Here is a 26385-nt window from a genome sequence, read left to right as displayed (position 1 = left end):
ATTTATCAAAGCTGATTTTTCATTACAATGGCTCTCCATAATTTTTATTTCGAGTGGTATGGAGGTTGTCCCGATAATGAGACCTTGGCTTAGCGCTTTGTTCATTTTTTATTTCATCAGCTTTTAATATCCAATTCTGAGCACAGGCTTGCCAGTTAGTGATAGGATTTTTTCCATTCAATTTCCATCCAATAGATTCGTAAAAATTATAGAACTTTTTTGCCTCCATCATACTTCTTTTTTCATTTTTAAAATATTCTAAAACTACTTGTTCATTTTTTGGACTTGTTTGTTTAAAAGAGTTTATTATTTGTTTTTTATTATGTTTATTAAAAGGAACCATATTTTGGACAGGGACCTGATCAGAAGCTGGATAAGTGTTGTCCATTTTTTGATCAGGTTGAGTATCAAATCTGAACATCTCAATGAGCGAACCAATTTGTGGATTATTGGAAGGATGATACTGCAGATACCCCGACATTTTTAACTCCTGAAGCAGCTTATGATAGGTAGTTCTGGAGCGTATTTTTGCCAGTTTCATGAGCTGTTTACTATTGACCATTAATTTTTTGGGGAAACGATTTTGATTCCATACTTCAAAAAACGCGAGGTAAAGACTGCGATGAGCCGGGCAGATATTGTCATCCTCAGCAAATTTCCGTAGCACCCCATTTAGGTGGCAAATATAATTTACATCTTTCATAATATTAAGTTTTATTAAGGTTCGTTACATTCTTAGTTTTTCAAAAACATTGTAGAGGGGGCTTTTTACCGAAGTCATTTAATGTTCAGCAGCCCCTCCATTTAAAGGTAGTTATTTATAAAAATCAGGATGAGTGTCATCTTCTTCGTAATCCCGTTTCTTCTGTTGCCAGTTTTTATTTTTAGGATCTGCTGCCTCTATAAGTGATTGCAGAATTGCTAAAGTGGGTTTTGTTTGATTCTTTTCAATGTCTTTAATTATGGCAATAAGGGCGTTGATTCTTTTTTTGATTAAGGCTTCCAAGGTTTGAACATGTGGACCTAATGATTCCTCAGGAGATATTCCATTTTTTTCAAAAAACTCCATCATCAATAGAAGAGTCATGGAATGAGATCTGGATATATTTTTGCAATAAAGTCTGAATTTTTTGTCTATTGAGATTTTAATGCTCAGCGTTTTAAACTTCTCTTTTTTAAATCTTTCATCCATTTTTCTGTGAATTTTTTACCTGTTTATGAGGGTTTCCGGAGTTTTTCCGTGAAAATTCACCTTTTCTTTATTGCTTCTTTTTAATTCAAAATTTTAAAATATTGATAATCAGCAATTTGAAAAGGAAAAGGAATTGCTTAACACCGCTCTGCGTGTTACCCTCTTGCTATTCCTTTTCGTCCCGTAGGGACAAAAATTTCAACTATTAAATAGAATTTAATAGCCTTTTTTTTAACAGAAAAATCAAATCTATTTTTTAAGACATTCAAAGCAGATCTTTAGAATTAAATACAAGGATTAGGATGAATAAATGAGAATTATGTAATCAAAAAACCGGGTAATAAAACAACCACTCGTTTTAAATTTTATTTTTGATGTACTTATAAAATCTCTTCAGCTAAGAAATGATGTCCCCATTCTGGAAAATAATGAGATGATCCAATAATTTTATATTGAAAATTTCACCTGCATTTTTAATTTTTTATTCTACAGTTGTGGATTTGGTTCAAATGACATCAGATTTCAGAAGAGATTATAAACCTTAATATTGACAATAAAATAATGCTCACATTTTTAAAGCTTTCAAAGTTCTTGATTGCAGTAATAGTTCTAAATGTAATGATTATTGAAAATTTAAGATTACCTATTTATGAATTCCGATGTAACCCAAGGATAGCTATAAAATTTACTTATTGTATCCTGAGCGTTTTCCTTTTTTTTGTACCTATAGCAAGGAAATAATAATATTTAGCTTCAGTTTTTCTAGTATTTGAACGACCTAATTGTTTCCGTTTTAAAATTTACTTTCCGTAGTGCCTTCGCTGTTACCTTTTTTGATGCTGATATAGTTTTAGGATTTATAATTAGGGAGGACTTATAAAAAGGGAAAGCGTAGCGACCGGTTTATGCAGTCTGTACTAACTTCTAAATCCTGTTTTTTTGGCATTACAAAAAGGTAAAAGTCAGTGGAGGCAGTGCAGTGCGTTTAAATAAACCCGGGAAGTATTAAAGGAATCTGAAAGTAGAAAGGAATAATGATCGAAATACCGAGCTGGCGGACTAAATTCAAAAATTAAAGGTTGTAAGGAAGTACTCCGATTTTTCATCGGATGGCGTAATGGAAGTAAATAATTTTTGGATTGTGTCCAAGACCTTTTAAGAGATGCTCTTTGCACGGAATGAAGCCTTTCGCAAAATGCAGAGGAATGTGCTGAACGGTTTATAGATTCCGATTACTCTTGTGATGTAGGATTTAAAGCAGAATTGACTTTTAGATAAAAAGGAAGTTAGTTGCTAGTTTAGTAGAATCTGTAAGTCAGTATTAATTGCGTTGAACTTTTCCAAATTGCTTGACTTAAGTTTAGTTAGATTCTGCAATTTCCATTGGACAGCTGGAAATTTTTCAAAATCATAGATGCTCCAATCTGGAGTCAAATTATTAAAGCCTAGTAAAAAGCTCTTGTCCTTAGCTGTTAAATTTTGATGTATGATTTCAATCAATGTCGATCTAACCTTCTCAAAATCATCATAGGTAAAAGATTCGGAGCTCATACCTTCAAACTGATTAACCATTGCTGCTTTTTGGTCAATTAAATTAGGTTGCAACATTTCATTTAGTGGTCTGCTGCTACTCAAAAGAAGTAGCATAAAACCCTTTTTAATATCATCTGTAAACCCTTCGTTTTCCAATAAGAATTTTATATCGAACAAGTCTCTCGGATATTGACGATCAAGAGCAGCACAAATTTTTCCGCCATATAACTGTCCTATTGACACTACTGGAATTAAACAAAACGCATCAAATTCTTCTTGAGCTTTATTGCATAATTTCAATTCGACAAGTCCATCCAATAAACCTCTATTTATTTGACTAACTTCCAGTTTTATCTGCGCCTTAGCTGTCGTAATCTGTAATTTCAAAACCTTTTCTTTTAAAGTAATTACCGCCTTAGGAAAAATTTTCTCAAGGTTCACTTTAATACTACTCAGCGCCATAATAATTTTTAGAATAGAAGTTCTCCGATCTTCTATTGGAATATAGGTTAAGTCAATATCTACCGACAGCCGTGGCATATCCCTAATAAATAGATTAATTGCAGTACCTCCGTGAAGTGCAAAACATTTTTCTTTTGCCACCTCTGGTAAGACTTGTAATAACAATGAAACTTGATTTTTATAATTACTCATAGTTTGCTAATTCTTTAGGAACAGTGATGCCATACTTGGCAATATAAACGCCATCTTTTACAATAGAACGTTTCCCGTTTCCTATATCTATTTTTTCCGTATCTATATACTTGAGCCAACCGTGATTTGATTTTTCTGCCAAATATAAAAAAAGCCGTTTCACTTTTATTGAAGTGCATTCCTCTAAAAGATCTTGAACTTGTTTTGGTCTAAGGTTATTAAGCCCTTCCATTATTTCATAACATTCTAAAAGAGTTTGTTTTTTAGGTGCCAGATATAGGCATTCCATTAATGCTCTTATAGGATTTGATATTTGTAAACTAAAATTGCCTCGCTCTAAAGCCTGTAATCCTGCTTTTGATGGTAAAAATGACGAACTAAAGTAATTTACTTTTAGACCCCAATCGTAGTTAGTGAACCATGCAGGAAGTTTTTCTTTTCTACCCCCGAACAATGTAATTTGTTGAGAAGAGAATTCTAAATAATGTGCTTTCCCTAATAAAGACAGGGCTGTTTTACCTCCTAAATGTATGCTTGACTCACACTGTTGTTGCATCGCGTATATTGCACCTTCATATGCGGGTTTTTCACCCACTCGCATCCAAGCGCCCGTTCCTATTGAGTAAAGCCAATTACTTTTCTTATAACGATTAAGTAACTGTGTGGAAAACCCATTTTTAGTTAACCATGAGCTTAGATATAAAACCCCAGAAGGCTGGGAATTAAGTAAACGGTTTATTTTTTGTTTTTTTTCCAAACTAATAGTTTCTGTTTTCGACTTTTATTAAACTATAAAATCTAAATTATAGTTTAGATTATTTCAAATATACAAACTATTAGTATGTGTATGATTGTTTTTTTAAACTTTATTTGAACTTCTGTGAAGTTCAACAAGAGGCAGATTTTTGACTAAAAACAGTAGATATCTTTAGTATTGAGCGAACTCCGCCAACAATTTCGTGTTAATATAAAGTGTCCCTTTAAGGCAGTCCGAGAATGGTGTTTAAGGCCTTTAGAGAAGCGCTTTTCCCGGAATGTAGCTTTTCGCGGAATGCAGGGAAATGTGCTGAACGGGATATGAAAATGTATCGCCATTTAGCAGTGTAATTTTCTATAATCCATTATTTTAATTTATAACTACATTTGTATAAGAAATCTCTCATTATGAATGATAAGGACATTAGATGGCATCAACGTTTGAGCAATTATGAAAAAGCATTAGCTCAACTGAATAAAGCAACAGCCTTGAGCGAAGAGAGGAAATTATCTGAATTGGAGATGCAGGGCCTTATTCAATCTTTCGAATTTACTCACGAATTAGCCTGGAATGTAATGAAAGATTATTTCTACTATCAAGGTAATAATGAAATACGTGGTAGCCGCGACGCCACCCGTCAGGCTTTTAAATATGAACTTATCAAAAATGGAGAAATATGGATGGATATGATTTTAAGTCGAAATAAAACCACTCATACTTACGATGAAGAAACGGCCAAAGAAATAGTTGAAAATATCTTAAATGAGTATGTAAAAAACTTCAACAACTTTGAAAATAAAATGCTATCTATAAAGCAAAAAGATAAAAACCTGTAATCGCTATGAAATTTGGTTTGAATGATGCGCTAGTACAAAAGATTCACGATGTTTTTGAATCTTTTCCTGAAATTCGGGAAGCTATTATTTATGGGTCTAGGGCTATAGGCAATTACAGGGAAGGTTCGGATATCGATATAACCTTCAAGGGAGAATTGTCTTTCGATTATCTACTCCAAATTGAAAAAGAATTGGACGATCTCATGTTGCCTTATACTTTTGACTTATCTACCTATGATAAACTTTCCAATGAGGAATTATTGGAGCATATTGATAAGAAGGGAAAATGTTTCTATAATAGAAATACGGTTTAAAGTTAATAGTTATTTTTAAGAAAATGGAAAAGTTTAGGCTCCCCAGAAAATTAAAGAAGCGTCTTAAAAAAGGCTTGTGGTTATATCCGAATGATGAAAACGGAAATTCCTTGATGGCTAATCCACATCGATCTAAAAAAGATTTTCAAGCCTACAAAAAGCGTGTTTTAGAAAATCTTATTAGTGATGCTAATTCAAGAAAAAGACGAATGGGATATAGGCGAAAGATGAATAAAGAAGTTATAGTGCCTGACGATGAATTAAAAAAGTATGTGGATGATATTTTTAGAAAAGAAGTGAGAAGATCTTCTTACGAAACTCTTTTAAGTGCTAAAAATAACTCGAGAGCTATTATTGCTTATTATAATTTCATAAATGCATACCAGCTTATGCAGCAAGGCGAGGTTTCTTACGGAAATACTTGTTGTATGTCAGTAGATCATGCGAAAGAACTATTGATAAAAGCTTAGACTGAAAATTTTCCTTATTTACAACCAGGCCACATCACATTGCGCGAAAGTTTTCAAATTCGAAAGTTAGCAGAAGATTATAAGTCCGGTCAGAAAAGATAGGGTCTTGATATACAGTAATAAATTAGGACTTTCAAAAAAATATACTATTGGTATTTAAAAATCACAGGAAATTTATATTAGCTATTTTTTTCCAACTCTTCAGATATTTTTTTCTGCTTTACATCCAATTTTTTTCTAAGCTCTTGCATATCATCACTAATCTTACGGTCTACAATTTTCGCATAATGCTGAGTCGTTCTCAAGTCTTTATGACCCAACATTTTGCTTACCGATTCTATAGGAACGCCGTTGGTTAGCGTAATCGTTGTAGCAAAAGTATGCCGGGCTAGGTGAGTGGTTAAAGGTTTGGTGATGCCACACATCATGGCTATTTCCTTTAAAAAGGCATTGGATTTTTGATTACTTAAAACAGGTAAGATGCACTGTCCCGCTTTTACTTCTGGATGCCCCTGGTAACGATCAATAATTTGTTCCGCAACAGGTAACAGGGGAATGCTACTTAAGGTTTTAGTCTTGGTTCTTTTAATGCGAATCCATTTCCCACCGTCAATGCCTTTTGTAATATCGGCATTGCTAAGTTTCTTTACGTCAGAATAGGCCAATCCGGTATAGCAACTAAAGACAAACATATCCCTAACTAGTTTTAGCCTATCTAAATGCAAATCTTTATCAATCAGTTTCTGAATTTCTTCTTCATTTAAAAATTCACGTTCCACGCTGTCAAACTGAACCTTATAATTGTAAAACGGATCCCTTTCCATCCATTGATTTGCAAGAGCAATACGCACTATTTTTTTGAAATTATTGACATATTTCAATGCTGAATTATGATTGCATTCTCTAGTGGTTTTTAGAAAATACTCGAATTTGGAAATAAATTGATGGTCAATATCCTTCATTCGAAAATCTTCCGACTTATATATTTCATTTATGAATTGCTCTACATGATTATAACAAGTCCAGTATCGTTTTGCAGTGCTCTTAGAAATACTTTTACCGGAAAGCCGATCCATTTGTTCATTATGCTCTTTAAAGACTTCTAATGTCATTTTAGCGGAGTTTTCACCTGTGCCTTTTAATTCCCTCATTAAAGTAGTAGCCGTAATTCGCTGGTCATTATCTATTAGATCTTTTTGAATTCGTTTTAGTTTATTTCTTAATACTCCCAGATAATCATTTAATTCCGAGGCTTCTTGATTTCTTCCAAGCATTTTCTCCGATTTTGAATTCCATTTTCTGGGATCTACTTTTCTACCAATACTCATATTGGATCGTTTGGAATCTACTGTTATCCTTAGGTAAATATCGCTTTCATGCGATTTGTTGCTGCGGCTTTTTCGCGTGTAAAATGATACATGATGATAAGTGTCCATATTTATAGCATTAAAATGAGTGATTAATGTACACTATTTTGTAATACTATTTAAAACTTTATGACCTTTTAAGAAATTGAATTTCAGTGGATTAATGGTGATTTTGTGTGCAATTTTTCCGTGTTCATAATGGTTACCGAATTGCACACACTTTTTCTGTATTTATATGTGCTTATTTGATATCATAAAAAACAAAAAACCCCGTAATCAGTAGGATTACGAGGTTTTTGATTGAGTTTGTAACTCGAAAAGTGGAGTCGGAGGGTTTCGAACCCTCGTCCAAACAAGTAATTAACATAGCTTTCTTCACGCTTAGTCTTCACTTAATTGTCGATGCAAGACCGGCCGAAAACCACCAACCTTACACGTATTCTCAATTGAGTTTCGGAATTACATCAAGACCCTGCAATTCCTATATTTACTTTATCGATACCTCTGTTGTGAACGCCGTAAATCAAGGCTTCCACGAGGCATCTCGGCTCCCTACCTGGTAGGGATAAAGATAATCCTACTATAATTCGGATTATGCAGCCAAGGCGTAGTTATTCTCGCCGTTTAAAAAAGTGTGAAATATGAGATTTACGAGCTATATCTCAGCGCTCGACGTGCTTACCATCCAATTAGACTCGCTGTCAAATCCAAGTCGACCCCATAAAATAATGAACTTTTGTGCGTTCCCCCAGCTAAAAGCGGGGGTCGGGCTATCCGTTTCAATCCACTTTAATTTCAAATAAATTAAAGTGGGATTTTTACTTCTATCCCTAACGCGGCTGCAAAGATACAGATTAAAATTTATATCTTTGGAACACACATAACAATCTTCAAAAGATATACCAACATATGATAAAATTTGCCCTAATTAAAGAGCGTAAAACTCCACCAGATAGAAGAGTAGTTTTCTCTCCTAAAAAATTACAAGAGATCGTTCAAAAATTTCCAGAGGCAAGTTTTAAAATTGAAGCATCAGATATTAGGATTTTTAAAGATTCAGAATATGAAGAGGCAGGATTTGAAGTATCTCAGGATATTTCAGATTGTGAGGTGTTGCTAGGAGTAAAAGAAGTACCAATTGCAAGCCTAATTCCTAATAAAAAATATTTTTTCTTTTCACATACTATTAAAAAGCAACCTTATAATCGAGAGTTGTTAGAAGCCATTTTAAAGAACAATATAGACCTGTACGATTATGAAGTCATAGTAAAGGCAAATGGCCGAAGACTGATAGGTTTTGGAAGATATGCAGGACTCGTGGGAGCGTATAATTGCTTTCTGGCCTTAGGCTTGAGAGATGGGATCTTTGAGATGCCTAAAGTAGATGTGCTGCCAGATCTAAAAAGTGTCTTGTTAGAATTAGATAAAATCAAATTACCTAACAATAAAATAGTACTTACTGGTTCCGGGAAAGTGGCCCATGGAGCCAAAGAAATATTAGACCATCTTAAAATAAAGCAAGTGGATGTAGAGCAGTATTTGAATAATGAATTCAACGAGCCAGTATATTGTTTAATAGATGTTTTAGATTACAATGTTCATAAAAGCGGAACTAATACCAATACCACTAATAACCATTTTTATAGCTCTCCAGAAGAATACAACTCCAACTTTATGAGATTTGCTGAGGTAAGCGATTTTTTTATAGCAGGTCATTTCTATGGAGATGGCGCACCTGTCTTTTTTACTCGGGAACAGGCTAATTTGGCTGAATTCAAAATAAAATTAGTAGCAGATGTGTCTTGCGATATAGGAATTCCTATTGCAAGCACGATAAGATCCTCAACAATTGCAGATCCAATTTACGGATACGATCCAAGAACAGGAGAAGAGGTAGATTTTAGAGAAGAAAGTGCTATAACTGTAATGGCAGTAGATAATTTACCATGTGAGCTACCAAAAGATGCTAGTAAAGGATTTGGAGAGATGTTTATGAAACATGTAATTCCTGCATTTTTTAATCTAGATATAGATGGCATTTTAGAACGAGCAAAAATGACTGAAAACGGTAAGCTAGCAGAGCGATTTAGCTATCTTCAGGATTATGTAGACGGTAAAGATTAAGTTTTAAGAAATAGAATAATAAAAAAGCTTGCAATTACTATTTACAAGCTTTTTATATAAAAGGATCTACTATTACTTAGTGATCCATAATGGTACATCCAAATCCTGCTTAAAAAGTTCTTCGGTTACACTACCTATAAGAAGCGAAGAAAAAGTGTTTCCACCTTTATCTCCTAAAACAATTAAATCCACTTTAGAGTTCTTTGCCTTTATTTGCAATTTTTCAGCGACTCCGGTTTCTCTTCCTGGAATGATCTCAAGTTCTAATTCTCTTGTTAAATGAAGTTTTTTCACAAACTTCTCATAACGTTCTTTTAAATGTTTTTCAATTTTAAGATCGAGGTTTTCTTTAGGTATGTAAGGAGAGAATTGAACAGGCATGTTATAAACGTGCACTGCTTTTGCGTTTGCGTTAGTGCTGTTCTGTAATAGATCAGTCAACTCAAATACTTTTTTGGAAGCGGTAGAAAAATCTGCTCCTGCCCAAACATTAGTGATTTCTGGTTTTGCGTTTTTTGGAATAGATAGGATATTGCATTTAAGCATACGAAGCAATTTCAGACTTACCACTCCTGATCCTTTTACTTTATTCTTGTTACCAATAATGGCTAGTTGGATCTCGTATTTATTTACGATATAATTTATAAGAGATTCTGAATAAGGGTCTTCTGAAATAAGTACTTCCCATTCTACAGGGGCTTTGAATTTCTCCTCTACCTTTTCATTTAACTCATCCCCAATTATTTCATCAAGATTTAGATTTTTTAACTGTTCTTCGAACAATGCTGAGATTTCATATTTCTTTATATTATGCACAAAATATACCTTATCTACTTTAAACGTTTCCGCAATAAATGAAGCGTAGTTAATTAAAGTGTCATCTATATCAGATAAGTCGAGGGCAACTAGAATGTTTTTAATATTGTACATAGCGAACTATTTTAAAGTGTTTTGCTGATTTGTATTTCTTTTCTTTACTATGTCGGAAACTATTCCTTCATAATTCTCGAGCTCTTTCTGGGATTCTCGTTTTTTAAGTTTTTCTAGGTCCTCACTTAAACCTTTGTAAAGTGAGAAGCACATGACTATTAAAATCAAGGCAAAGGGTAATCCTGTTACTATAGTGGCTGTTTGAAGTGCTTGTAATCCCCCTCCAATCAAAAGAACTGCAGCAATACTACCTTCCGCAATGGCCCAAAAGATTCTTTGTCCTACAGGTGCATCTATTTTACCTCCAGAGGTTAAATTATCTACCACCAAAGATCCAGAATCTGAAGAGGTAACAAAGAACCCTGCAATTAATATTATTGCAATAATGTTAAGAATAAATGCGAAAGGATAATCTTCCAAAAACACAAAAAGGGCAGTGGCAACATTATCATTTACCGCATTTATAATAGTCTCATCTCCAAGAAGCGCTTGATGTATGGCTGTGCTTCCAAAAGCTGAGATCCAGAAAAAAGTTACAATAGAAGGCACTAATAAAACTCCCAAAATAAACTCACGCACGGTACGCCCTTTGGAAATACGTGCAATAAACATTCCTACAAAAGGAGACCAGGCAATCCACCATCCCCAGTAAAATACGGTCCAGGCATTTTGCCAATTGGAACCGGTATAGCTTTCTGTCCAGGTTGAAATTTCAAGAAAACCAGATAAATAATTCCCTGTATTTTGTACGAAGGATTTAAAAATAAAGATCGTTGGCCCTAATACCAATACTATTAGAAGAAATAGCACAGCTATTCTCATATTCCATTCACTCAAAACTCTCACTCCTTTATCTACTCCCAAAACAACTGAAACAGTAGCAATTGCCGTTATTCCGGCAATTAGAAAAATTTGAGTTTGTACACCGCTATCTATTCCAAAGAGGTGGTTTAATCCTGCCGCAATTTGTTGAACCCCCAATCCTAAAGAAGTGGCAAGACCAAATAAAGTGGCTAGTACAGCGAAGATATCTATAGCATCTCCAATTTTTCCGTAAATTTTATCTCCTAAAAAAGGATAGAATACAGAGCGGATAGTTAGTGGAAGTCCACGAGAATAAGTGAAATACGCCAGGGATAATCCTACCAATGCATAAACTGCCCATGCATGAAAACCCCAGTGTAAAAAGGTAAATTTCATAGCTTCCTTAGCTGCCTCGGCAGTTCCGCCTTCTGCCATTGGCGGACTTAAGAAATGGTAGATAGGTTCAGAAATACTCCAGAACAACAACCCAATTCCCATTCCCGCACTAAATAGCATCGCGAACCAAGAAAGGGTTTTAAATTCGGGTTTCGCGCTTTGTCCTCCAATCCTTAACTGCCCAAATTTACTGAAGGCCAGATAAATCATAAATATCAGAAAAACATTTACGCTTAATATAAAAAACCAACCCGCCTTATTTGCAACAAAATCCTGAGTTGCGGTAAAATATCCCTCTGCCTGCTCTTTAAACATCAGGGTTAATGTTATGATGATGATGATGGTAATAGCCGAGGTAAAAAACACAGGGCCATTCACTTCTAATCCAAAAATGGATTTTTTTTCATCACTTCTTATAATTTTCTTAGCCATAAAACAGGTTTTTTAAAATTGGTAGGGAATTAGTTCTTTTAGAATATGAATGCTATAAGTTATTAGATTATTATTAAAAATAATAACCAATATTGATGTTGAATCTAGCTTCCCATTTAGCATCTGGGTTTCCAGAAGAGAAATCGTCTACAAAATTTCCGCCTAACCAGGAATGATTGTATCCGGCAGCATAATCTACATAGGTATATACATTTCCGGCACTTACCAGCACTCCGGTAACATTCATATAAGAGTCTTCAAAACCCTTAGTTTTCTTCTGCATATAACCAAAATCATTATAAAATTGCAAATTGGAAATTGGCCCCCATTCTACAGGAACATTTCTGGAAATTGTTAAAGAATACATATTAAAATGAGCAGCAACTTCGTAAGGAGCGCCATAAGCAGCCATGATTACCACATCTCTAGACTCTCCTTCAGCATTTGCTGGATCATTAGAAGCTGTAATAAATTGAGCCCTTGCATTCCACTTTCCCTTGGTGACCTCGTAATGGGCAGCGAGTGCACCATGATCTCCTAGCTCTTCAGTATCTAGATTGTAAAGCTTGCCATATTCAGCTGAAAAGCCCAGCCTATGTGCAGCATCTTTTCCAAATTTATAAATGAACTTTCCATTGAACTGATTTATTTCTTTATTTCTTCCAACAATATCATACGAATATCTATTTGGAGAACTTTCTGTATTGTTACCAAATCTTAATTCCTCCGCATTTTTGAAGAATGCCAGTTGGTATTCAAATTTTTCTCCGGAATGTATGTATTTTACACCCATATCGTGGTCATCTTCCATCCCAACATAATATGTAAGATTAAAGAACCAGTTATTTGAGTTGTATTGCTGAATTCCAAAAGGGACTTGTGTAAGACCCACATGAATTTGATCTAATTCATTGAATTTATAACCTAGCCAACCTTGTTTTAGGAAACCTCCTCCAAAGCCTTCTGAATATAAACGATATTCGGCGTTAAGAAATATTCCTTTATAAGCAGCTTCGGCATTCACTCTAAACATATCATAGCCAAAATCACCTCCTCGTTTTTTTTGTCCATCTTTCCAAGATGATAGGTTGTAATTAAAACGCAGCGCCCCTCCCAACTTTAATTGTGGAGTATCCTGCGCAAATGTTGGCAATACAAAGCACAGTGTTAATAGAACTAGAAAAAGTTGCTTCGAAAAAAATAAATGGATAATTTTATCTATCATGTAGGGTAATATAAGGTTAACTAAATTTTTTTGGATTGTTATGGGGGATATTTCGAATCTGCAAAACTACGACTTCTATAACGGTTTATAGATCTATTTAGGAAAGCTATAACAAATTGATATTTCAAAATATGCTAGAAATAGCTAATTCTCTAGTTGAGATTTAATTCTTTAAACAGAAAACTCCTACATACAGCAGGAGTTTTCTGTTTAAAGAATTTGCTTGGTTATAATAAATTAACTGTCTTTCTAATGGCTACCAGATTGGTTAATAACTTCTCTAAATATTTTAGATCTAGCATATTTGCACCATCGCTTTTTGCATTGGCAGGATCAAAATGTGTTTCTATAAATAATCCATCCACGTTATTTACAATTCCTGCTCTTGCAATGGTTTCTATCATATCTGGTCTTCCTCCTGTAACTCCGCTGCTTTGATTAGGTTGTTGCAAAGAATGTGTAACATCTAAAACAGTAGGCGCATATTGCCTCATAGTTGGGATGCCTCTAAAATCTACTATCATATCTTGGTATCCAAACATGGTGCCTCTATCGGTGATCATCACTTGTTCATTATTACAATCGGTCACCTTAGTTACCGCATGTTTCATGCTTTCGGGACTCATAAACTGTCCTTTTTTTAAATTCACCACTTTTCCTGTGTTTGCTGCTGCAACAACAAGATCTGTCTGTCTTACAAGGAAAGCAGGGATCTGTAAAACATCTACATATTCTGCTGCCATGGAGGCATCTGAAACCTCATGAATATCTGTAACTGTTGGAACTTTAAAAGTTTCAGAAACCTTTCTCAAGATCTTTAAAGCTTTTTCATCACCAATTCCTGTAAAACTATCTAATCTACTTCTATTCGCCTTTTTAAAGGAGCCTTTAAAAATAAAAGGAATTTCTAATTTATTAGTGATCTCCATAACTTTTTCGGCAATTCTTAAAGCCATTTCTTCACTTTCTATAGCACAAGGACCAGCAAGTAAAAAGAAGTTATTTGAATTGATATGTTGTATTTGAGGAATTCTATCTAGTTTCATTATGTTCAGTTATGGCACAAAGATAATGATATAGAAAGTTATGGGCATTCTAAAAATACAGGAATTCAAGTAGAGAATAAAAAACAGTTTTAAATTTTAAAAACTCAAATAGTTGTAAATTAAGGTAGATTATTAAAGCCGCACATCATGAAAATCCAAGAATTACTAGTGCCCGAATTACAACATGAAGTAATGCTCACCGAGAAATTTTTAAAGAGAATTCCTGAAGATAAATTGATTTGGAAACCTCATAATAAATCCATGAGCGTTCTAGAGCTAGGAAATCATTTAGCAGAAATTCCTAGTTGGATTACAGGAACTATGGAGATGGAGGAAATGATTATGGATGATTACAAACCACAAAGTTAAAGTCGGTTGAGGAGTTGATAGCGGCTTTAAAGAAAAATGCTTCGGAGGCACAAGAATCCTTGAAAAAAGAAGGTTCAGAATATCTGAAGAATTGAAAAATGAGCCTGGGCGGGGAAACGCTTATGGAGATGCCAAGGATTAATGTTTTACGCAGCATGGTTTTAAATCAGTTACCACATCATAGAGCACAATTGGGTGTTTATTTTAGACTGTTGGATATTCTTGTGCCGGCTACTTATGGTCCTTCTACTGATGAAAATGATTAGAAAAAAACTTATATTTTATAGGGGAGAGCATATAGTGAATTTCATAAAATAAAACGTACCTTTGCAGCCTTAAAAATGAGGCGTTTATATGAAAGCTACTAAAAATATTGCAATTATTGCACACGTTGATCACGGTAAAACCACCCTGGTTGATAAAATTATGTACCATTGTCACCTTTTTCGTGATAACGAAAATACTGGTGATCTTATCCTAGATAACAATGATCTCGAAAGAGAACGTGGTATTACAATTACTTCTAAAAACGTTTCTGTAATCTACAAAGACACAAAAATTAATATTATTGATACTCCTGGTCACGCCGATTTTGGTGGAGAGGTAGAGCGAGTATTAAATATGGCAGATGGAGTTCTTCTATTAGTTGATGCTTTTGAAGGACCAATGCCACAAACGAGATTTGTACTTCAGAAAGCGATTGACCTTGGTCTTAAGCCTTGTGTCGTTATTAATAAAGTTGATAAAGAAAACTGTACTCCAGATGAAGTTCATGAGAAGGTTTTCGACTTAATGTTCGAATTAGGTGCTGAAGAATGGCAACTAGATTTTCCAACGGTTTATGGTTCAGCTAAGAATAACTGGATGAGTGACGATTGGAGAAATGAAACAGATAATATTGAGCCATTGTTAGACATGGTATTAGAGCATATTGAATCTCCGAAAATTCAAGAAGGAACTACTCAAATGTTGATCACTTCTTTAGATTTTTCATCCTTTACAGGACGAATTGCAATTGGAAGATTACAAAGAGGAACTTTAAAAGAAGGTATGGCTGTCTCTTTGGTTAAGCGTGATGGAAGCATCAAAAAGACCAAGATTAAAGAGCTTCATACTTTTGAAGGTTTAGGAAGAAGAAAGATAGATGAAGTTGAGGCAGGAGATATTTGTGCTATCGTTGGTCTAGAAGGATTTGAAATTGGTGATACTGTTGCCGATCTTGAAAACCCAGAAGGATTAAAAACGATTGCTATAGATGAGCCTACTATGAGTATGCTTTTTACAATTAACGATTCTCCATTCTTTGGAAAAGACGGTAAATTTGTAACATCTAGACATATTAGAGAGCGTTTGGCTAAGGAACTTGAAAAGAACCTTGCTTTAAAAGTTGAAGCTACAGATAGTGCCGATAAATTTATGGTGTTTGGTCGTGGAGTACTTCACTTGTCTGTTCTTATTGAAACAATGAGAAGAGAAGGTTACGAACTTCAAATTGGTCAGCCACAAGTTATCATCAAAGAAATTGATGGTGTTAAATGTGAGCCAGTTGAAGAAATGACGATAGATCTTCCAGAAGTTGTTTCAGGAAAAGCTGTGGAAATGGTTTCTATGAGAAAAGGAGAAATGACAAGTATGGAAGCTAGAGGTGACCGTATGACTATTCAATTCTTAATCCCATCTCGCGGAATTATAGGTTTAAGAAATAACTTGCTTACTGCAACTGCAGGTGAAGCAATTATGTCTCACCGTTTTAAAGAGTACCAACCCTTAAAAGGTGGTATTCCAGAACGTCAGAATGGATCTTTAGTTTCTATGGAAAGAGGAAAAGCAATTCCTTATTCTATAGATAAATTACAAGATAGAGGTAAATTCTTTGTAGATCCGGGTGAAGATATTTATGAAGGTCAGGTTATTGGTGAGAATTCTCGTCAGGATGATATGGCTGTGAATATTACTAAGACAAAGAAAATGTCTAACGTACGTTCTTCTGGAGCAGATGATAAAGCGAAGATTGTTCCGGCAATAAAATTCTCTTTAGAAGAAGCTTTAGAATACATTCAGAAAGATGAGTATGTAGAGGTAACTCCAAAACATATTCGTTTGCGTAAGATCTATCTTACCGAAAGTGAACGTAAGAGAAATAAAATAAACTAGTACTGAAAAGTATTTATAAAAAAAATCCCGGACTGCAAGGTCCGGGATTTTTTGTTTTTTCTAAGTTTTGTCATTCCGACAAAGGAGGAATCTCTTTCAGAAAAAAGCAGATTCTCTGAGATTCTTCAATCCGCTACGCTGCTTTCAGAAAGACAAAGAAATTTTATTGTCACACTGAGACCCCTGATAAAAAAATTATCTAGCGTAGTAAATTGACCTATGAAAGATGCTGAAACGAGTTCAGCATGAACTGTGCTTAAAAACAAACTTTTGATTGATAATTTTTATCAAATGTTGTTTTGTTTTTTGCAATTGCAAAGGCTTGTTTCAAAAGCTTATTGGCTATTGCTATTTTGATTACCCTTTCCGGCTTTCCTTTTTTTTCCAAACGCTCGTACATTTCCACACAGGCCTTATTATATCGTTTAGCTGTCCAGCTGCACATGTAAAGTAATTTTCTGATCTGGGACTTGCCCATTTTACAGATATGCCCTTTCCCTTTAACGCTTGTTCCCGATTGATATATTCTTGGGCTAAACCCCACATATGCAATCAACTGTTTATAATGATCGAATTTTTCAAAATCTCCGCTAATGGCAATTAGCATAATGGCGGTCTTATCGCCGATCCCAGGAATGGAAGTAAGTGATTTTACGGTTTGTTGGTATTCCTCTTTTCCCAAAGCCAACATTTGTCCTTCCAATCTTTCCTTTTCCTTTTCCAGCTTCTTTAGGATACTTCTAAAGCTTTTTCCCAATTCCTTACACACAGAACCACTATCTTCAAAAGCACCTAATTGGTTCTTTGTCTGTTGCAGCTGTTTGTTCAACAACTCAATAGAGGTGTGGAGTTGTTTCATATCTTTGATATGCTTGGGCTCAGGCTTCCATTCTTTCAAATCTTCCTGCATCTTCAAAGCATAGTTACGGATGACCTCTGCATCCTTTTTGTCCGTCTTGGCACGGTTAAAGTTCATTTGGCTGAAGCGTTTGATTTTTAGAGGATTTATTACAAAAACCCTTACCTTTTTATTGTGCAAAAATGTCGCTAGGTTCAAATAATAAGGGCCTGACGCTTCCATTACAACCCCAGTTTCAGGATCAATGTCCTTGAACATCTTTTTAAAACCTTTCTGGTTGTTGTCGAAAACCTCCTGTTTCTTTTTTGAAAAGGAAACATCAAAGGTTTGCTTGCTAATGTCGATTCCAATAAATTTGTTCATAATGTTCATTTTAAATAAGTGCTTTTTATTTTATCAATCCTAAATGCAGGCTCTCGGCCTAATGAACTGTTCAAAATTTAAGCACTGGGAGAAAGGGACAAGCATGCTGAACTGTCTTTAAGACCAATGACGAGCAATTGTCTTGCTCTTTCTCCTTCTATTGTTAAACCATAAAATTATAAAAGTTTAACAACTCAATAAATCCTATTTACAAACATAGGATGACGGCAGTTAAAAAAGTATCGTCACCCTGAACTAGTTTCAGGGTCTCTTATTTGGGGCAACGAAAAATACGTCAATGGTAGTTTGTCGAAGTGTGATTGTTAAGTTTGTCATTCCGACAGAAGAGGAATCTCTTTTAGAAAAAAGCAGATCTCTGAGATTGTTCAATCCGCTACGCTGCTTTCAGAATGACATTTATGAGTTTTGTCATTCCGACGAAGGAGGAATCTCGATAGAAAAAAGCAGATTCTCTGAGATTGTTCAATCCGCTACGCTGCTTTCAGAATGACATTTATGAGTTTTGTCATTCTGACGAAGTAGGAATCTCTTTCAGAAAAAAGCAGATTCTCTGAGATTCTTCAATTCGCTACGCTGCTTTCAGAAAGACAAAGAAATTCTATTGTCACACTGAGTTTGTCGAAGTGTGATTGTTAAGTTTGTCATTCCGACGGAAGAGGAATCTCTTTTAGAAAAAAGCAGATCTCTGAGATTCTTCAATCCGTTTCACTGCTTTCAGAATGACATTAGCACTTTTGTCATTCCGACAAAGGAGGAATCTCTTTTAGAAAAAAGCAGATCTCTGAGATTCTTCAATCCGCTACGCTGCTTTCAGAATGACATTTATGAGTTTTGTCATTCCGACAAAGGAGGAATCTCTTTCAGAAAAAAGCAGATTCTCTGAGATTTTTCAATCCGCTACGCTGCTTTCAGAAAGACAAAGAAATTCTATTGTCACACTGAGTTTGTCGAAGTGTGATTGTTAAGTTTGTCATTCCGACGGAAGAGGAATCTCTTTTAGAAAAAAGCAGATCTCTGAGATTCTTCAATCCGTTTCACTGCTTTCAGAATGACATTAGCACTTTTGTCATTCCGACAAAGGAGGAATCTCTTTTAGAAAAAAGCAGATCTCTGAGATTCTTCAATCCGCTACGCTGCTTTCAGAATGACAAAGAAATTTTATTGTCACACAGAGCTTGTCGAAGTGGGATTGTTAAGTTTGTCATTCCGACAAAGGAGGAATCTCGATAGAAAAGAATATTGGTTCTCTGAGATTTCTCAGTCGCAAAAAAAGCTCCTTCGAAATGACACTAACTATAAAGATTTCTGTACTACCTCAAAAACACGTTCTCCATCACACTTTAATGTTTTAGAAGGATACTTCAGCAGTAAGGCATAATCATGAGTTGCCATTAGAATGGTGTTTCCGTTCTTGCTTATTTCTTGTAACACCTCCATTACTTCTACAGAGGTCTGTGGATCCAGGTTTCCGGTAGGTTCATCGGCCAGTATTAACTCTGGGTCATTTAAAAGGGCACGGGCGATAGCGATTCGCTGTTGTTCTCCTCCCGAAAGTTGATATGGGAATTTAAAACCTTTGGATTTCATTCCTACTTTATCCAAAACTTCATCTATTCTGCGCTCCATAGATGGTTTTTCTTTCCAACCGGTTGCCTTTAATACAAAAATTAGGTTTTCACGAACATTTCTATCATTCAACAATTTAAAATCCTGAAAAATCACTCCTAGTTTTCTTCTAAGAAACGGTATATCTTTTTCCTTTAGAGTTCTAAGATTATAATCTACTATACTACCTTCTCCTTCAGTAAGCGGAAGATCTCCGTAAAGCGTTTTCATAAAACTACTTTTTCCGGTTCCGGTCTTTCCAATTAAATAAACAAAATCCCCCTTATTGATGGTTACATCTACTTCAGATAAGATTAAACTCTCTCGTTGATAGATTGCTGCATTTTTTAATTCTAGGACAATGTTAGACATATGGTAGGATTGTGATTAAATAGGTTAAAATTATTGGTAAATATACATTTTTCATCTGTTTCTTATATTTCTTTTTAGATGACATATTAGATTCTCTGTAAAGCATTTTATTTAGAGAAAGCATATACTACTGGCTAATTTTATAAAGCCCCAAAACACTTTTTTCTATATTAACATAATTATCGCATCGATGTTGCGTTATGAAATAAGTGTTTAAGTATCTTTGATTCATCAACCTAAAAAAAAATTAATGACACGATATTCCGCATCCCTTTTTGTTGGTTTCTTCTTATTTTTTTCTTCCCTTTTTGCACAACAATCTGCTATCAATACAAACGATCTGGTAAAGTTTAATAAAGCTTTAGCGCTTTATAATAATGAGCAGTTTTTACCTGCTCAAACCTTGTTTGATGAAGTGAAGGATAAAGCCGAAGATGAAAAAACAGTTTCAGACTGTGCCTATTATATTGCAAATGCTGCTGTAAGACTAGGACAGCCTGGAGCAGATAAGTTAATGGAAGATTTCGTAGAGCGCTATCCAACTTCTACAAAAAGAAATACCGCATTAATAGATGTAGCCGATTATTATTTCCAGACCGGAAAATATTCTTATGCCAGGAAGTGGTATGATAAGGTAGATGAAAAGGGAATGAGCCGGAAAGACAAGGAGCGTTATTATTTTAATAATGGGTATGCTTATTATTCTTCTAATGATTTTGAACAGGCTGCAACTTATTTAAATAAAGTGCGCGACTCCAAGGAATATGGTTCTCAGGCCAAGTATTATTTAGGATATATGGCTTATGAAGGTGATGATTATGAGCAGGCAAATGAACTTTTTGAAGAAGTAAAAGGGGAAGACAGATATTCTGAAAACCTTTCTTATTTCCAAAGTGATATGAGTTTTAAGCTTGGAAATTTTGAAAAAGCGATCGCTTTAGGATTAGAACAACTACCAAAAGCAAATAGAGATGAGATCTCTCAGCTTAATAAAATTATTGGTGAGAGCTATTTCAATCTTGGTAAATATGAAGAAGCCATTCCTTATTTAAAAGAATATAAAGGTTTACGAGGAAAATGGACGAATACCGATTATTACCAACTAGGATATGCTTATTACAAGCAGGGAGACTACGAAAGTGCTATTTCAGAATTTAATAAGATCATAGACGGAAATAACAGCATTGCTCAAAATGCGTATTACCATCTAGCGCAGTCATATTTAAATTCAGGTAAAAAGCAAGAAGCACTTAATGCGTTTAAGAATGCAAGCGAAATGGATTTTGATGCCAAATTGCAAGAAGATGCATTTTTGAATTATGCAAAATTGAGTTATGAAGTTGGGAATAGTTATATGAGTCCTTCTGAAGTGATCATTAATTATTTGAATAAATACCCAAACACTTCAGTAAAATCTGAAATGGAAACTTTGCTAATAGATTCTTTTATCACTTCCAAGAATTATGAAAAAGCGATGGAATTGTTGGAAACCAATAAGAACTTCAGCGATAAGGGAGCTTATCAAAAAGTTGCTTATTTCTACGGATTGGAATTATATGAGAATGACGATTATAGAAATGCGAGTATCAATTTCGAAAAAGCCTTAAAGAATAGAGTGAATCCGGAAATATCTGCGAAAGCAGTTTTTTGGAAAGCAGAAAGCGATTTCAATTTAAATAGAATGCAGGAAGCCTTAAAAGGATATCAGGAGTTTAATTCCATGAGCGGGAGTGCAGGTTTAGCTGAAAAAGAAAACCTAGATTACAATATTGCATATAGCTACTTCAAACAAAAGGAATATGGAAAAGCGATCGATTTCTTTAATAGATACGCCAATAATTCTGAAAAAGATAATGCTAGGAGGAATGATGCTTATACAAGATTGGGAGATACTTATTTTGTGACAAGTAAATACTGGCCTGCAATGGAAGCTTATACCAAAGCTATCGATATGAATCTTGGAAATACAGATTATGCAGCCTATCAAAAAGCTATTAGTTACGGGTTTATAGATCGAAACGAAAGCAAGATCGAAGAGTTAAGTAGTTTTACTAATAAATATCCGCGCTCTTCTTATAGAGATGATGCGATGTATGAACTTGGAAATACCTATGTAGCTATGAATAATACTGCAAAAGGTATAGAATCTTATAATAAATTGATTCGTGATGTGCCGGGAAGTGCTTTTGTACCTCAGGCTATGTTAAAGCAAGGACTTATTTATTATAATGGAGATCAGGCTAATAAAGCTTTGGAGCGTTTCAAGAAAGTAGTTGCAGATTATCCAAATACACCAGAATCTTTACAAGCGGTTACCACTGCAAGGTTGATCTATATAGATCTTGGAAAGACCGATGAATATGCTGCTTGGGTGAGAAATGTAGATTTTGTGGAAGTTACTGATGCAGATCTTGATAACACCACTTTTGAAGCTGCAGAAAAACAATATTTGAATAACAATACAGCTGCCGCAAAAACCGGATTCGAGAAATATCTTCAAACTTTCCCTAATGGATTAAATTCTTTGAAGAGTAACTTCTATTTAGCGCAGCTTTATTTTAGAGACGATCAAAAGGATAAATCTATTTCTAATTACAAGTTTGTGGTAAACAAACCAAGAAGTGAGTTTTCTGAACAAGCCCTAGCAAGATTATCTCAGATCTATTTAGAGAAAAGAAACTATCAAGATGCCTTGCCATTGTTACAAAGATTAGAAAACGAAGCAGATTTCGATCAGAATGTGATCTACGCACAGTCTAACCTCATGAAATCTTACTATGAGCTTAAAGATTTTGGAAAAGCGGTTTCTTATGCTGAAAAAGTGCTTAAAAATTCTTCTATAGAAAACAACGTGAAATCTGATGCGCAAGTGATCATTGCCAGATCTGCATTTAGCACAGGCGATGAGAACAAGGCGAAGAATGCCTATGCTGAAGTACTTAAAATAGCAACTGGAGAATTAGCTGCAGAAGCACTTTATTACGATGCTTATTTTAAAAATAAAGCATCCAATTTTAAAGCTTCTAATGAATCTGTTCAAAAATTAGCTAAAGATTATTCAGGTTATAAATTCTATGGAGCAAAAGGATTGGTTGTTATGGCCAAGAATTTCTATGCTTTAAAAGATGCTTACCAAGCCACCTATATTTTGGATAATGTGATCAAGAATTTTAAGGATTATCCAGATGTGGTTAAAGAAGCACAAATCGAATTGAATAAAATCAAGGCGATGGAAGCTAAGACCAACGCTTCTGTAGACACAAGAAACTAATATTATCAAACTAACATTTAAGTACCTCAATATGCAAACCCCTTCAATTAAAAGAAGTCTGTTTTTATTGTCATTTTTATTTACCGGTGTTTTGGTGGCTCAGGATAAACCTTTGGGTAACGAAACGGTGATTGTTGTGAAGCCTTATACACCTTCCGTGAACGATGCTTTTAAAATTAAGGAAACTCCTGTTTTAGGGGATTCTGTAAGTTTAGAAAAGAAACCTATTAAATACAGTATTTTTTCTGTGCCCGTGGCCTCAACATTTACACCTTCCAAAGGGCGAGCAACGAAAGTTGAAAAAGATAAAAGAATAAAATTATATGATAATTATATCACGCTTGGATTTGGAACCTATTCCAATGTTCTGGCTGAGTTTTATAGTAATTTGGAGATCAGTAAAAGTGATAATTTTGGCGTGTATCTTACCCATAATTCTTCTCAAGGCGGGATAGAGGATGTGAGATTGGACGATACATTTTATGACACAGAACTTAATTTGAATTATAGTTCCAGAAACAAGAAGAGTTCTTGGAATACCGAATTAGGATTACAGCATCAATTATTCAACTGGTACGGATTACCAGAGCAAACAAGATTGACTAATGAATTAGTTACTGGTATAGATCCTCAGCAGAATTACTTTTCTGGAAGCCTTGGAGGGGAATTGGAATTATATGATTCTTTCCTGAATAAGGCCTCGGCCAACTATAGATATTTCGGAGATTCTTATGATTCTGCTGAACATAATTTTAAAGCCGATGGAGCTTTTGAAGTTAACATTGCAGACGAATTAATAAGCACAAAAGTTTTTGCAGATGTATTAAGTGGGAAATTCGATAAAGGATATAACGATCCAAATGAGCTGAATTATTCTCAAATGATTTTCGGGATTACACCTAGTTTGCTGATTTTAAGAGATGATCTTACTTTGAATTTAGGAGCTTCTTTTGTGTATGGATTGGATACAGAAAATAGCGATAACAGTTTTTATATTTATCCTCAGGTAACTGCTAGTTACAGGTTGGCTGGAGACTTCTTTATCCCGTATGCAGGGTTAGAAGGAAGTTTGAGTCAGAATACCTACTATAACTTTGCTCAGGAAAATCCATATGTATCTCCAACCTTGAATATTTCACCTACAGATAAATCCTATGATGCTTATGTTGGTGCAAAAGGAAAACTTACCAATAGTATTGGCTATAATCTTAAAGGAGGCTACACATCAGAGATCAATAAGGAATTGTTCCTAGCTAACTTAAGCAATCCTTCTAGTACAGAGGATTACGCCTACGGAAATTCATTTGGAGTTGTTTACGATGATATAAACACACTATCATTTTCTGGAGAGATCAATGTAGATGTGAATAGGGATTTTAAATTAGGGCTGAATGGATCTTTCTTTAGTTATAATTCTGAATTCGAAGCTGAAACATGGAATTTGCCAGAAATGAAAGCCTCTTTATTTATGGACTATCAGATAACTGAAAAATGGTTTGCTGGTGCTAACTTATTTTATACAGGAGAAAGAAAAGATAGAGAAGAAACAATAGACGGGGGTGGTGCATTGGGAAGTAGAACAATTACTTTAGATGGTTTTACAGATCTAAATGCAAATCTTGGGTATAGATTCAACGATCAACTTTCCATTTTTGCAAAAGGGAATAACTTATTGGGAGATAACTACGAACGCTGGTCTAACTTTCCGGTTCAAGGGATTCAGGTAATGGCTGGTGCAACCTATAAATTCGATTATAATTAGCAGATAATTAATCAATTATAAAAGGGCTATTCTTCTGGAATAGCCCTTTTTGTTTTTTGTAAAAATTCAATATGTGGATGATTATTCAGCAGAAATCATTGCTGTCAGATAAAATATAGTTCGTACTGATTATCTGGCAAATATGGGTTTCTTAAGGTTCTTAAAACTGCGCATATGATTATGAATATATCGAACATCTCACTACTCCCTTCGCACATCCAGCATCTAAAGACCAATATCTAACATCTATCATCTAACATAATTCCTTATTAATTTAAAAAGTTTATTTTTGAACCCGGTAAGGCAAAAAATAAATCAAACATTCAATAATACTTATTTCCTATTGAACACAAATACCCTAACTAGATGAGTAAGTTTAAAAGAAGCGATAGATCACGGCCATACCTGAATATTTTAGATTTCATGATTCAGGAAAAGGCATTTTTAGCTTTAATAATTATTGGAATTGTTTTAGCCGGAATTTTTACAGGAAATAGCCAGGCGGCAATGTGGCTTGGTTTCTTTTTTGCAGCTTATGCAACAGTTGCAAATGATAGCATCCAGTCTTTAGGGACATTTATTGAAAGCAATAAGACCAGAAGATGGTGGGTGTTATGGCTATATATTGGAGGTATCTTTCTTGTCACAGTTATTTCTAGCTGGGTTTATTTTGATGGGGATGTTACCTTCCAAAGACTTTTAAAACCCGATGGGACTACCAAATATCCTCATCCGGAAAATTTCAGCTTTTTTCAGATAATTGCTCCTTTGGTGTTATTGATCTTAACAAGATTGAGAATGCCAGTTTCTACGACATTCCTTATTTTATCGGTGTTTAGTGCAGATACATCTGGAATAACATCAGTAGTAATTAAGAGTTTATCGGGCTATGCAATGGCATTTATTTTATCTTTTGCAGTGTGGTATTTCTCTTATAACCTTATTAAAAAATTCTTTAAAAGTAGAAAATTTCATAGGGGATGGAGTGTTTTACAATGGGTAGTAAGTGGGTCTTTATGGGCTGTCTGGGTAATGCAGGATGGTGCGAATATCGCTGTATATCTACCACGACAACAAACACTTACTCAATTTATAATTTTTGCAACTACCATTTTTGCAGGACTTGGATTGTTGTTTTATTTACGTGGAGATAAAATTCAGAAGGTGGTAAGCGAGAAAGCCAGGATCTCTGATATTCGCGCAGCGACATTAGTAGATGCTACTTATGTGATCTTACTTATCTATAAGTTATTTATTAGTACCGTTCCAATGAGCACAACTTGGTTATTCCTTGGTATTATTGGGGGGCGTGAGATTGCAATAAGCCTCGCGCGAACTAAGAAAGGTAAAAAACACCGTAAGAAAGCAGGAAGAATGATCTTTAAAGATTTCGCTTACGCTGCTATAGGTCTTATAATTTCTGTGGCTCTAGCCGCAGCTGCAAATCCTAGTATTAGGGAAGCACTTTTAGATGCTATTGGATTAGGTTAGATATTCAAGTTTATATTAAAAAAGATCGAGATTTGAAT

21 protein-coding genes and 1 other RNA gene are annotated in these 26385 nt (G+C 34.7%); 10 read left to right on the top strand and 12 right to left on the bottom strand.

Annotated features, from left to right (window positions below; translation table 11 throughout):
• Positions 1 to 22 precede the first annotated feature (22 nt).
• The 4 genes from H033_RS20540 to H033_RS0117000 all read right to left on the bottom strand — a co-directional run bounded on the left by H033_RS20540 (position 23) and on the right by H033_RS0117000 (position 4136).
• Positions 23 to 703 carry a hypothetical protein gene (locus tag H033_RS20540; RefSeq protein ID WP_051228033.1) on the bottom strand — a complete coding sequence of 227 codons (681 nt, stop codon included), beginning with the start codon at positions 701 to 703 and terminating at the stop codon, positions 23 to 25.
• A 111-nt stretch (positions 704 to 814) separates the two neighbouring features.
• The gene (locus tag H033_RS0117010; RefSeq protein ID WP_026839375.1) at positions 815 to 1192 is read right to left on the bottom strand and encodes a BfmA/BtgA family mobilization protein; all 378 of its coding nucleotides are present in this window, start codon (positions 1190 to 1192) and stop codon (positions 815 to 817) included.
• A 1293-nt stretch (positions 1193 to 2485) separates the two neighbouring features.
• Entirely contained in the window at positions 2486 to 3379 is an 894-nt protein-coding gene (locus H033_RS0117005; RefSeq protein WP_026839374.1) for a nucleotidyl transferase AbiEii/AbiGii toxin family protein, read from the bottom strand.
• Positions 3372 to 4136 (bottom strand): type IV toxin-antitoxin system AbiEi family antitoxin, encoded by a 765-nt coding sequence (locus H033_RS0117000; protein ID WP_231367652.1) that lies wholly within the window; start codon positions 4134 to 4136, stop codon positions 3372 to 3374. The genes H033_RS0117005 and H033_RS0117000 overlap by 8 nt, the downstream gene beginning before the upstream one ends.
• A gap of 407 nt (positions 4137 to 4543) precedes the next feature.
• Between H033_RS0117000 and H033_RS0116995 the strand changes: the two genes are divergently transcribed.
• From H033_RS0116995 to H033_RS0116985, 3 genes are read left to right on the top strand one after another with little or no spacing between them, the layout of a single operon-like run.
• Complete coding sequence (locus tag H033_RS0116995) at positions 4544 to 4972, top strand: nucleotidyltransferase substrate binding protein (protein WP_026839372.1); 429 nt, start codon at positions 4544 to 4546, stop codon at positions 4970 to 4972.
• Between the two features lie 5 nt (positions 4973 to 4977).
• Positions 4978 to 5286 carry a nucleotidyltransferase domain-containing protein gene (locus H033_RS0116990; RefSeq protein ID WP_034886439.1) on the top strand — a complete coding sequence of 103 codons (309 nt, stop codon included), beginning with the start codon at positions 4978 to 4980 and terminating at the stop codon, positions 5284 to 5286.
• A gap of 23 nt (positions 5287 to 5309) precedes the next feature.
• Positions 5310 to 5756 (top strand): hypothetical protein, encoded by a 447-nt coding sequence (locus tag H033_RS0116985; RefSeq protein ID WP_026839370.1) that lies wholly within the window; start codon positions 5310 to 5312, stop codon positions 5754 to 5756.
• Between the two features lie 179 nt (positions 5757 to 5935).
• Here H033_RS0116985 and H033_RS20535 read toward each other — a convergent pair whose 3' ends face one another.
• Together H033_RS20535 and ssrA are read right to left on the bottom strand one after the other, a co-directional pair.
• Positions 5936 to 7192 (bottom strand): site-specific integrase, encoded by a 1257-nt coding sequence (locus H033_RS20535; RefSeq protein WP_034886438.1) that lies wholly within the window; start codon positions 7190 to 7192, stop codon positions 5936 to 5938.
• A 249-nt stretch (positions 7193 to 7441) separates the two neighbouring features.
• Positions 7442 to 7843: a transfer-messenger RNA gene (gene ssrA / locus H033_RS21460) on the bottom strand.
• Positions 7844 to 8032: 189 nt separating this feature from the next.
• Here ssrA and H033_RS0116975 point away from each other — a divergent pair.
• On the top strand, positions 8033 to 9247 hold the full coding sequence (locus H033_RS0116975) for an NAD(P)-dependent oxidoreductase (RefSeq protein ID WP_196809463.1): 1215 nt from the start codon (positions 8033 to 8035) through the stop codon (positions 9245 to 9247).
• A gap of 72 nt (positions 9248 to 9319) precedes the next feature.
• On the opposite strand, the gene H033_RS0116970 is transcribed toward H033_RS0116975, so the two are convergent.
• The 4 genes from H033_RS0116970 to kdsA form a co-directional block, all read right to left on the bottom strand.
• On the bottom strand, positions 9320 to 10177 hold the full coding sequence (locus H033_RS0116970; RefSeq protein ID WP_026839368.1) for a universal stress protein: 858 nt from the start codon (positions 10175 to 10177) through the stop codon (positions 9320 to 9322).
• A gap of 6 nt (positions 10178 to 10183) precedes the next feature.
• Entirely contained in the window at positions 10184 to 11809 is a 1626-nt protein-coding gene (locus H033_RS0116965; protein ID WP_026839367.1) for a BCCT family transporter, read from the bottom strand.
• A gap of 73 nt (positions 11810 to 11882) precedes the next feature.
• Positions 11883 to 13034: a hypothetical protein gene (locus tag H033_RS0116960; protein WP_026839366.1), complete on the bottom strand. Its 1152-nt coding sequence runs from the start codon at positions 13032 to 13034 to the stop codon at positions 11883 to 11885.
• A gap of 227 nt (positions 13035 to 13261) precedes the next feature.
• Positions 13262 to 14080: a 3-deoxy-8-phosphooctulonate synthase gene (kdsA, locus tag H033_RS0116955; RefSeq protein WP_026839365.1), complete on the bottom strand. Its 819-nt coding sequence runs from the start codon at positions 14078 to 14080 to the stop codon at positions 13262 to 13264.
• A gap of 147 nt (positions 14081 to 14227) precedes the next feature.
• Here kdsA and H033_RS22210 point away from each other — a divergent pair, with 147 nt between their 5' ends.
• The 3 genes from H033_RS22210 (at position 14228) to typA (ending at position 16603) form a co-directional block, all read left to right on the top strand.
• A complete protein-coding gene (locus H033_RS22210) occupies positions 14228 to 14449 on the top strand; it encodes a hypothetical protein (protein ID WP_051228030.1) in 222 nt (73 codons plus the stop codon).
• Between the two features lie 98 nt (positions 14450 to 14547).
• Positions 14548 to 14715, top strand: a complete 168-nt coding sequence (locus tag H033_RS22205; RefSeq protein ID WP_231367651.1) for a DinB family protein — start codon at positions 14548 to 14550, stop codon at positions 14713 to 14715.
• Between the two features lie 88 nt (positions 14716 to 14803).
• Positions 14804 to 16603: a translational GTPase TypA gene (gene typA / locus H033_RS0116945; RefSeq protein WP_026839364.1), complete on the top strand. Its 1800-nt coding sequence runs from the start codon at positions 14804 to 14806 to the stop codon at positions 16601 to 16603.
• Positions 16604 to 16859: 256 nt separating this feature from the next.
• Here typA and H033_RS0116940 read toward each other — a convergent pair whose 3' ends face one another.
• Positions 16860 to 17825, bottom strand: coding sequence for an IS110 family transposase (locus tag H033_RS0116940; protein ID WP_196809462.1), 966 nt, complete (start codon positions 17823 to 17825; stop codon positions 16860 to 16862).
• Between the two features lie 1314 nt (positions 17826 to 19139).
• Positions 19140 to 19823 (bottom strand): cell division ATP-binding protein FtsE, encoded by a 684-nt coding sequence (locus tag H033_RS0116935; protein ID WP_026839362.1) that lies wholly within the window; start codon positions 19821 to 19823, stop codon positions 19140 to 19142.
• Between the two features lie 250 nt (positions 19824 to 20073).
• Here H033_RS0116935 and H033_RS0116930 point away from each other — a divergent pair, with 250 nt between their 5' ends.
• The 3 genes from H033_RS0116930 (at position 20074) to H033_RS0116920 (ending at position 26347) form a co-directional block, all read left to right on the top strand.
• Positions 20074 to 23094 (top strand): tetratricopeptide repeat protein, encoded by a 3021-nt coding sequence (locus tag H033_RS0116930; protein ID WP_026839361.1) that lies wholly within the window; start codon positions 20074 to 20076, stop codon positions 23092 to 23094.
• Between the two features lie 31 nt (positions 23095 to 23125).
• Positions 23126 to 24856: a TonB-dependent receptor domain-containing protein gene (locus H033_RS0116925; protein WP_026839360.1), complete on the top strand. Its 1731-nt coding sequence runs from the start codon at positions 23126 to 23128 to the stop codon at positions 24854 to 24856.
• 366 nt (positions 24857 to 25222) lie between these two features.
• Positions 25223 to 26347 (top strand): hypothetical protein, encoded by a 1125-nt coding sequence (locus H033_RS0116920; RefSeq protein ID WP_026839359.1) that lies wholly within the window; start codon positions 25223 to 25225, stop codon positions 26345 to 26347.
• The last annotated feature ends 38 nt before the right edge of the window (positions 26348 to 26385 follow it).

This window comes from Gillisia sp. JM1, from assembly GCF_000424645.1.
In the GTDB taxonomy this organism is placed as follows: Bacteria; Bacteroidota; Bacteroidia; order Flavobacteriales; family Flavobacteriaceae; genus Gillisia.
This window is presented reverse-complemented; position numbering and strand designations above follow the sequence as displayed.

Excerpts from the sequence above, each read along its gene's own strand:
- H033_RS20540 (WP_051228033.1), bottom strand. The coding sequence starts at position 703 with ATGAAAGATGTAAATTATATTTGCCACCTAAATGGGGTGCTACGGAAA.
- H033_RS0117010 (WP_026839375.1), bottom strand. The coding sequence starts at position 1,192 with ATGGATGAAAGATTTAAAAAAGAGAAGTTTAAAACGCTGAGCATTAAA.
- H033_RS0117005 (WP_026839374.1), bottom strand. The coding sequence starts at position 3,379 with ATGAGTAATTATAAAAATCAAGTTTCATTGTTATTACAAGTCTTACCA.
- H033_RS0116995 (WP_026839372.1), top strand. The coding sequence starts at position 4,544 with ATGAATGATAAGGACATTAGATGGCATCAACGTTTGAGCAATTATGAA.
- H033_RS0116990 (WP_034886439.1), top strand. The coding sequence starts at position 4,978 with ATGAAATTTGGTTTGAATGATGCGCTAGTACAAAAGATTCACGATGTT.
- H033_RS0116985 (WP_026839370.1), top strand. The coding sequence starts at position 5,310 with ATGGAAAAGTTTAGGCTCCCCAGAAAATTAAAGAAGCGTCTTAAAAAA.
- H033_RS20535 (WP_034886438.1), bottom strand. The coding sequence starts at position 7,192 with ATGGACACTTATCATCATGTATCATTTTACACGCGAAAAAGCCGCAGC.
- H033_RS0116975 (WP_196809463.1), top strand. The coding sequence starts at position 8,033 with ATGATAAAATTTGCCCTAATTAAAGAGCGTAAAACTCCACCAGATAGA.
- H033_RS0116970 (WP_026839368.1), bottom strand. The coding sequence starts at position 10,177 with ATGTACAATATTAAAAACATTCTAGTTGCCCTCGACTTATCTGATATA.
- H033_RS0116965 (WP_026839367.1), bottom strand. The coding sequence starts at position 11,809 with ATGGCTAAGAAAATTATAAGAAGTGATGAAAAAAAATCCATTTTTGGA.
- H033_RS0116960 (WP_026839366.1), bottom strand. The coding sequence starts at position 13,034 with ATGATAGATAAAATTATCCATTTATTTTTTTCGAAGCAACTTTTTCTA.
- kdsA (WP_026839365.1), bottom strand. The coding sequence starts at position 14,080 with ATGAAACTAGATAGAATTCCTCAAATACAACATATCAATTCAAATAAC.
- H033_RS22210 (WP_051228030.1), top strand. The coding sequence starts at position 14,228 with ATGAAAATCCAAGAATTACTAGTGCCCGAATTACAACATGAAGTAATG.
- H033_RS22205 (WP_231367651.1), top strand. The coding sequence starts at position 14,548 with ATGAGCCTGGGCGGGGAAACGCTTATGGAGATGCCAAGGATTAATGTT.
- typA (WP_026839364.1), top strand. The coding sequence starts at position 14,804 with ATGAAAGCTACTAAAAATATTGCAATTATTGCACACGTTGATCACGGT.
- H033_RS0116940 (WP_196809462.1), bottom strand. The coding sequence starts at position 17,825 with ATGAACAAATTTATTGGAATCGACATTAGCAAGCAAACCTTTGATGTT.
- H033_RS0116935 (WP_026839362.1), bottom strand. The coding sequence starts at position 19,823 with ATGTCTAACATTGTCCTAGAATTAAAAAATGCAGCAATCTATCAACGA.
- H033_RS0116930 (WP_026839361.1), top strand. The coding sequence starts at position 20,074 with ATGACACGATATTCCGCATCCCTTTTTGTTGGTTTCTTCTTATTTTTT.
- H033_RS0116925 (WP_026839360.1), top strand. The coding sequence starts at position 23,126 with ATGCAAACCCCTTCAATTAAAAGAAGTCTGTTTTTATTGTCATTTTTA.
- H033_RS0116920 (WP_026839359.1), top strand. The coding sequence starts at position 25,223 with ATGAGTAAGTTTAAAAGAAGCGATAGATCACGGCCATACCTGAATATT.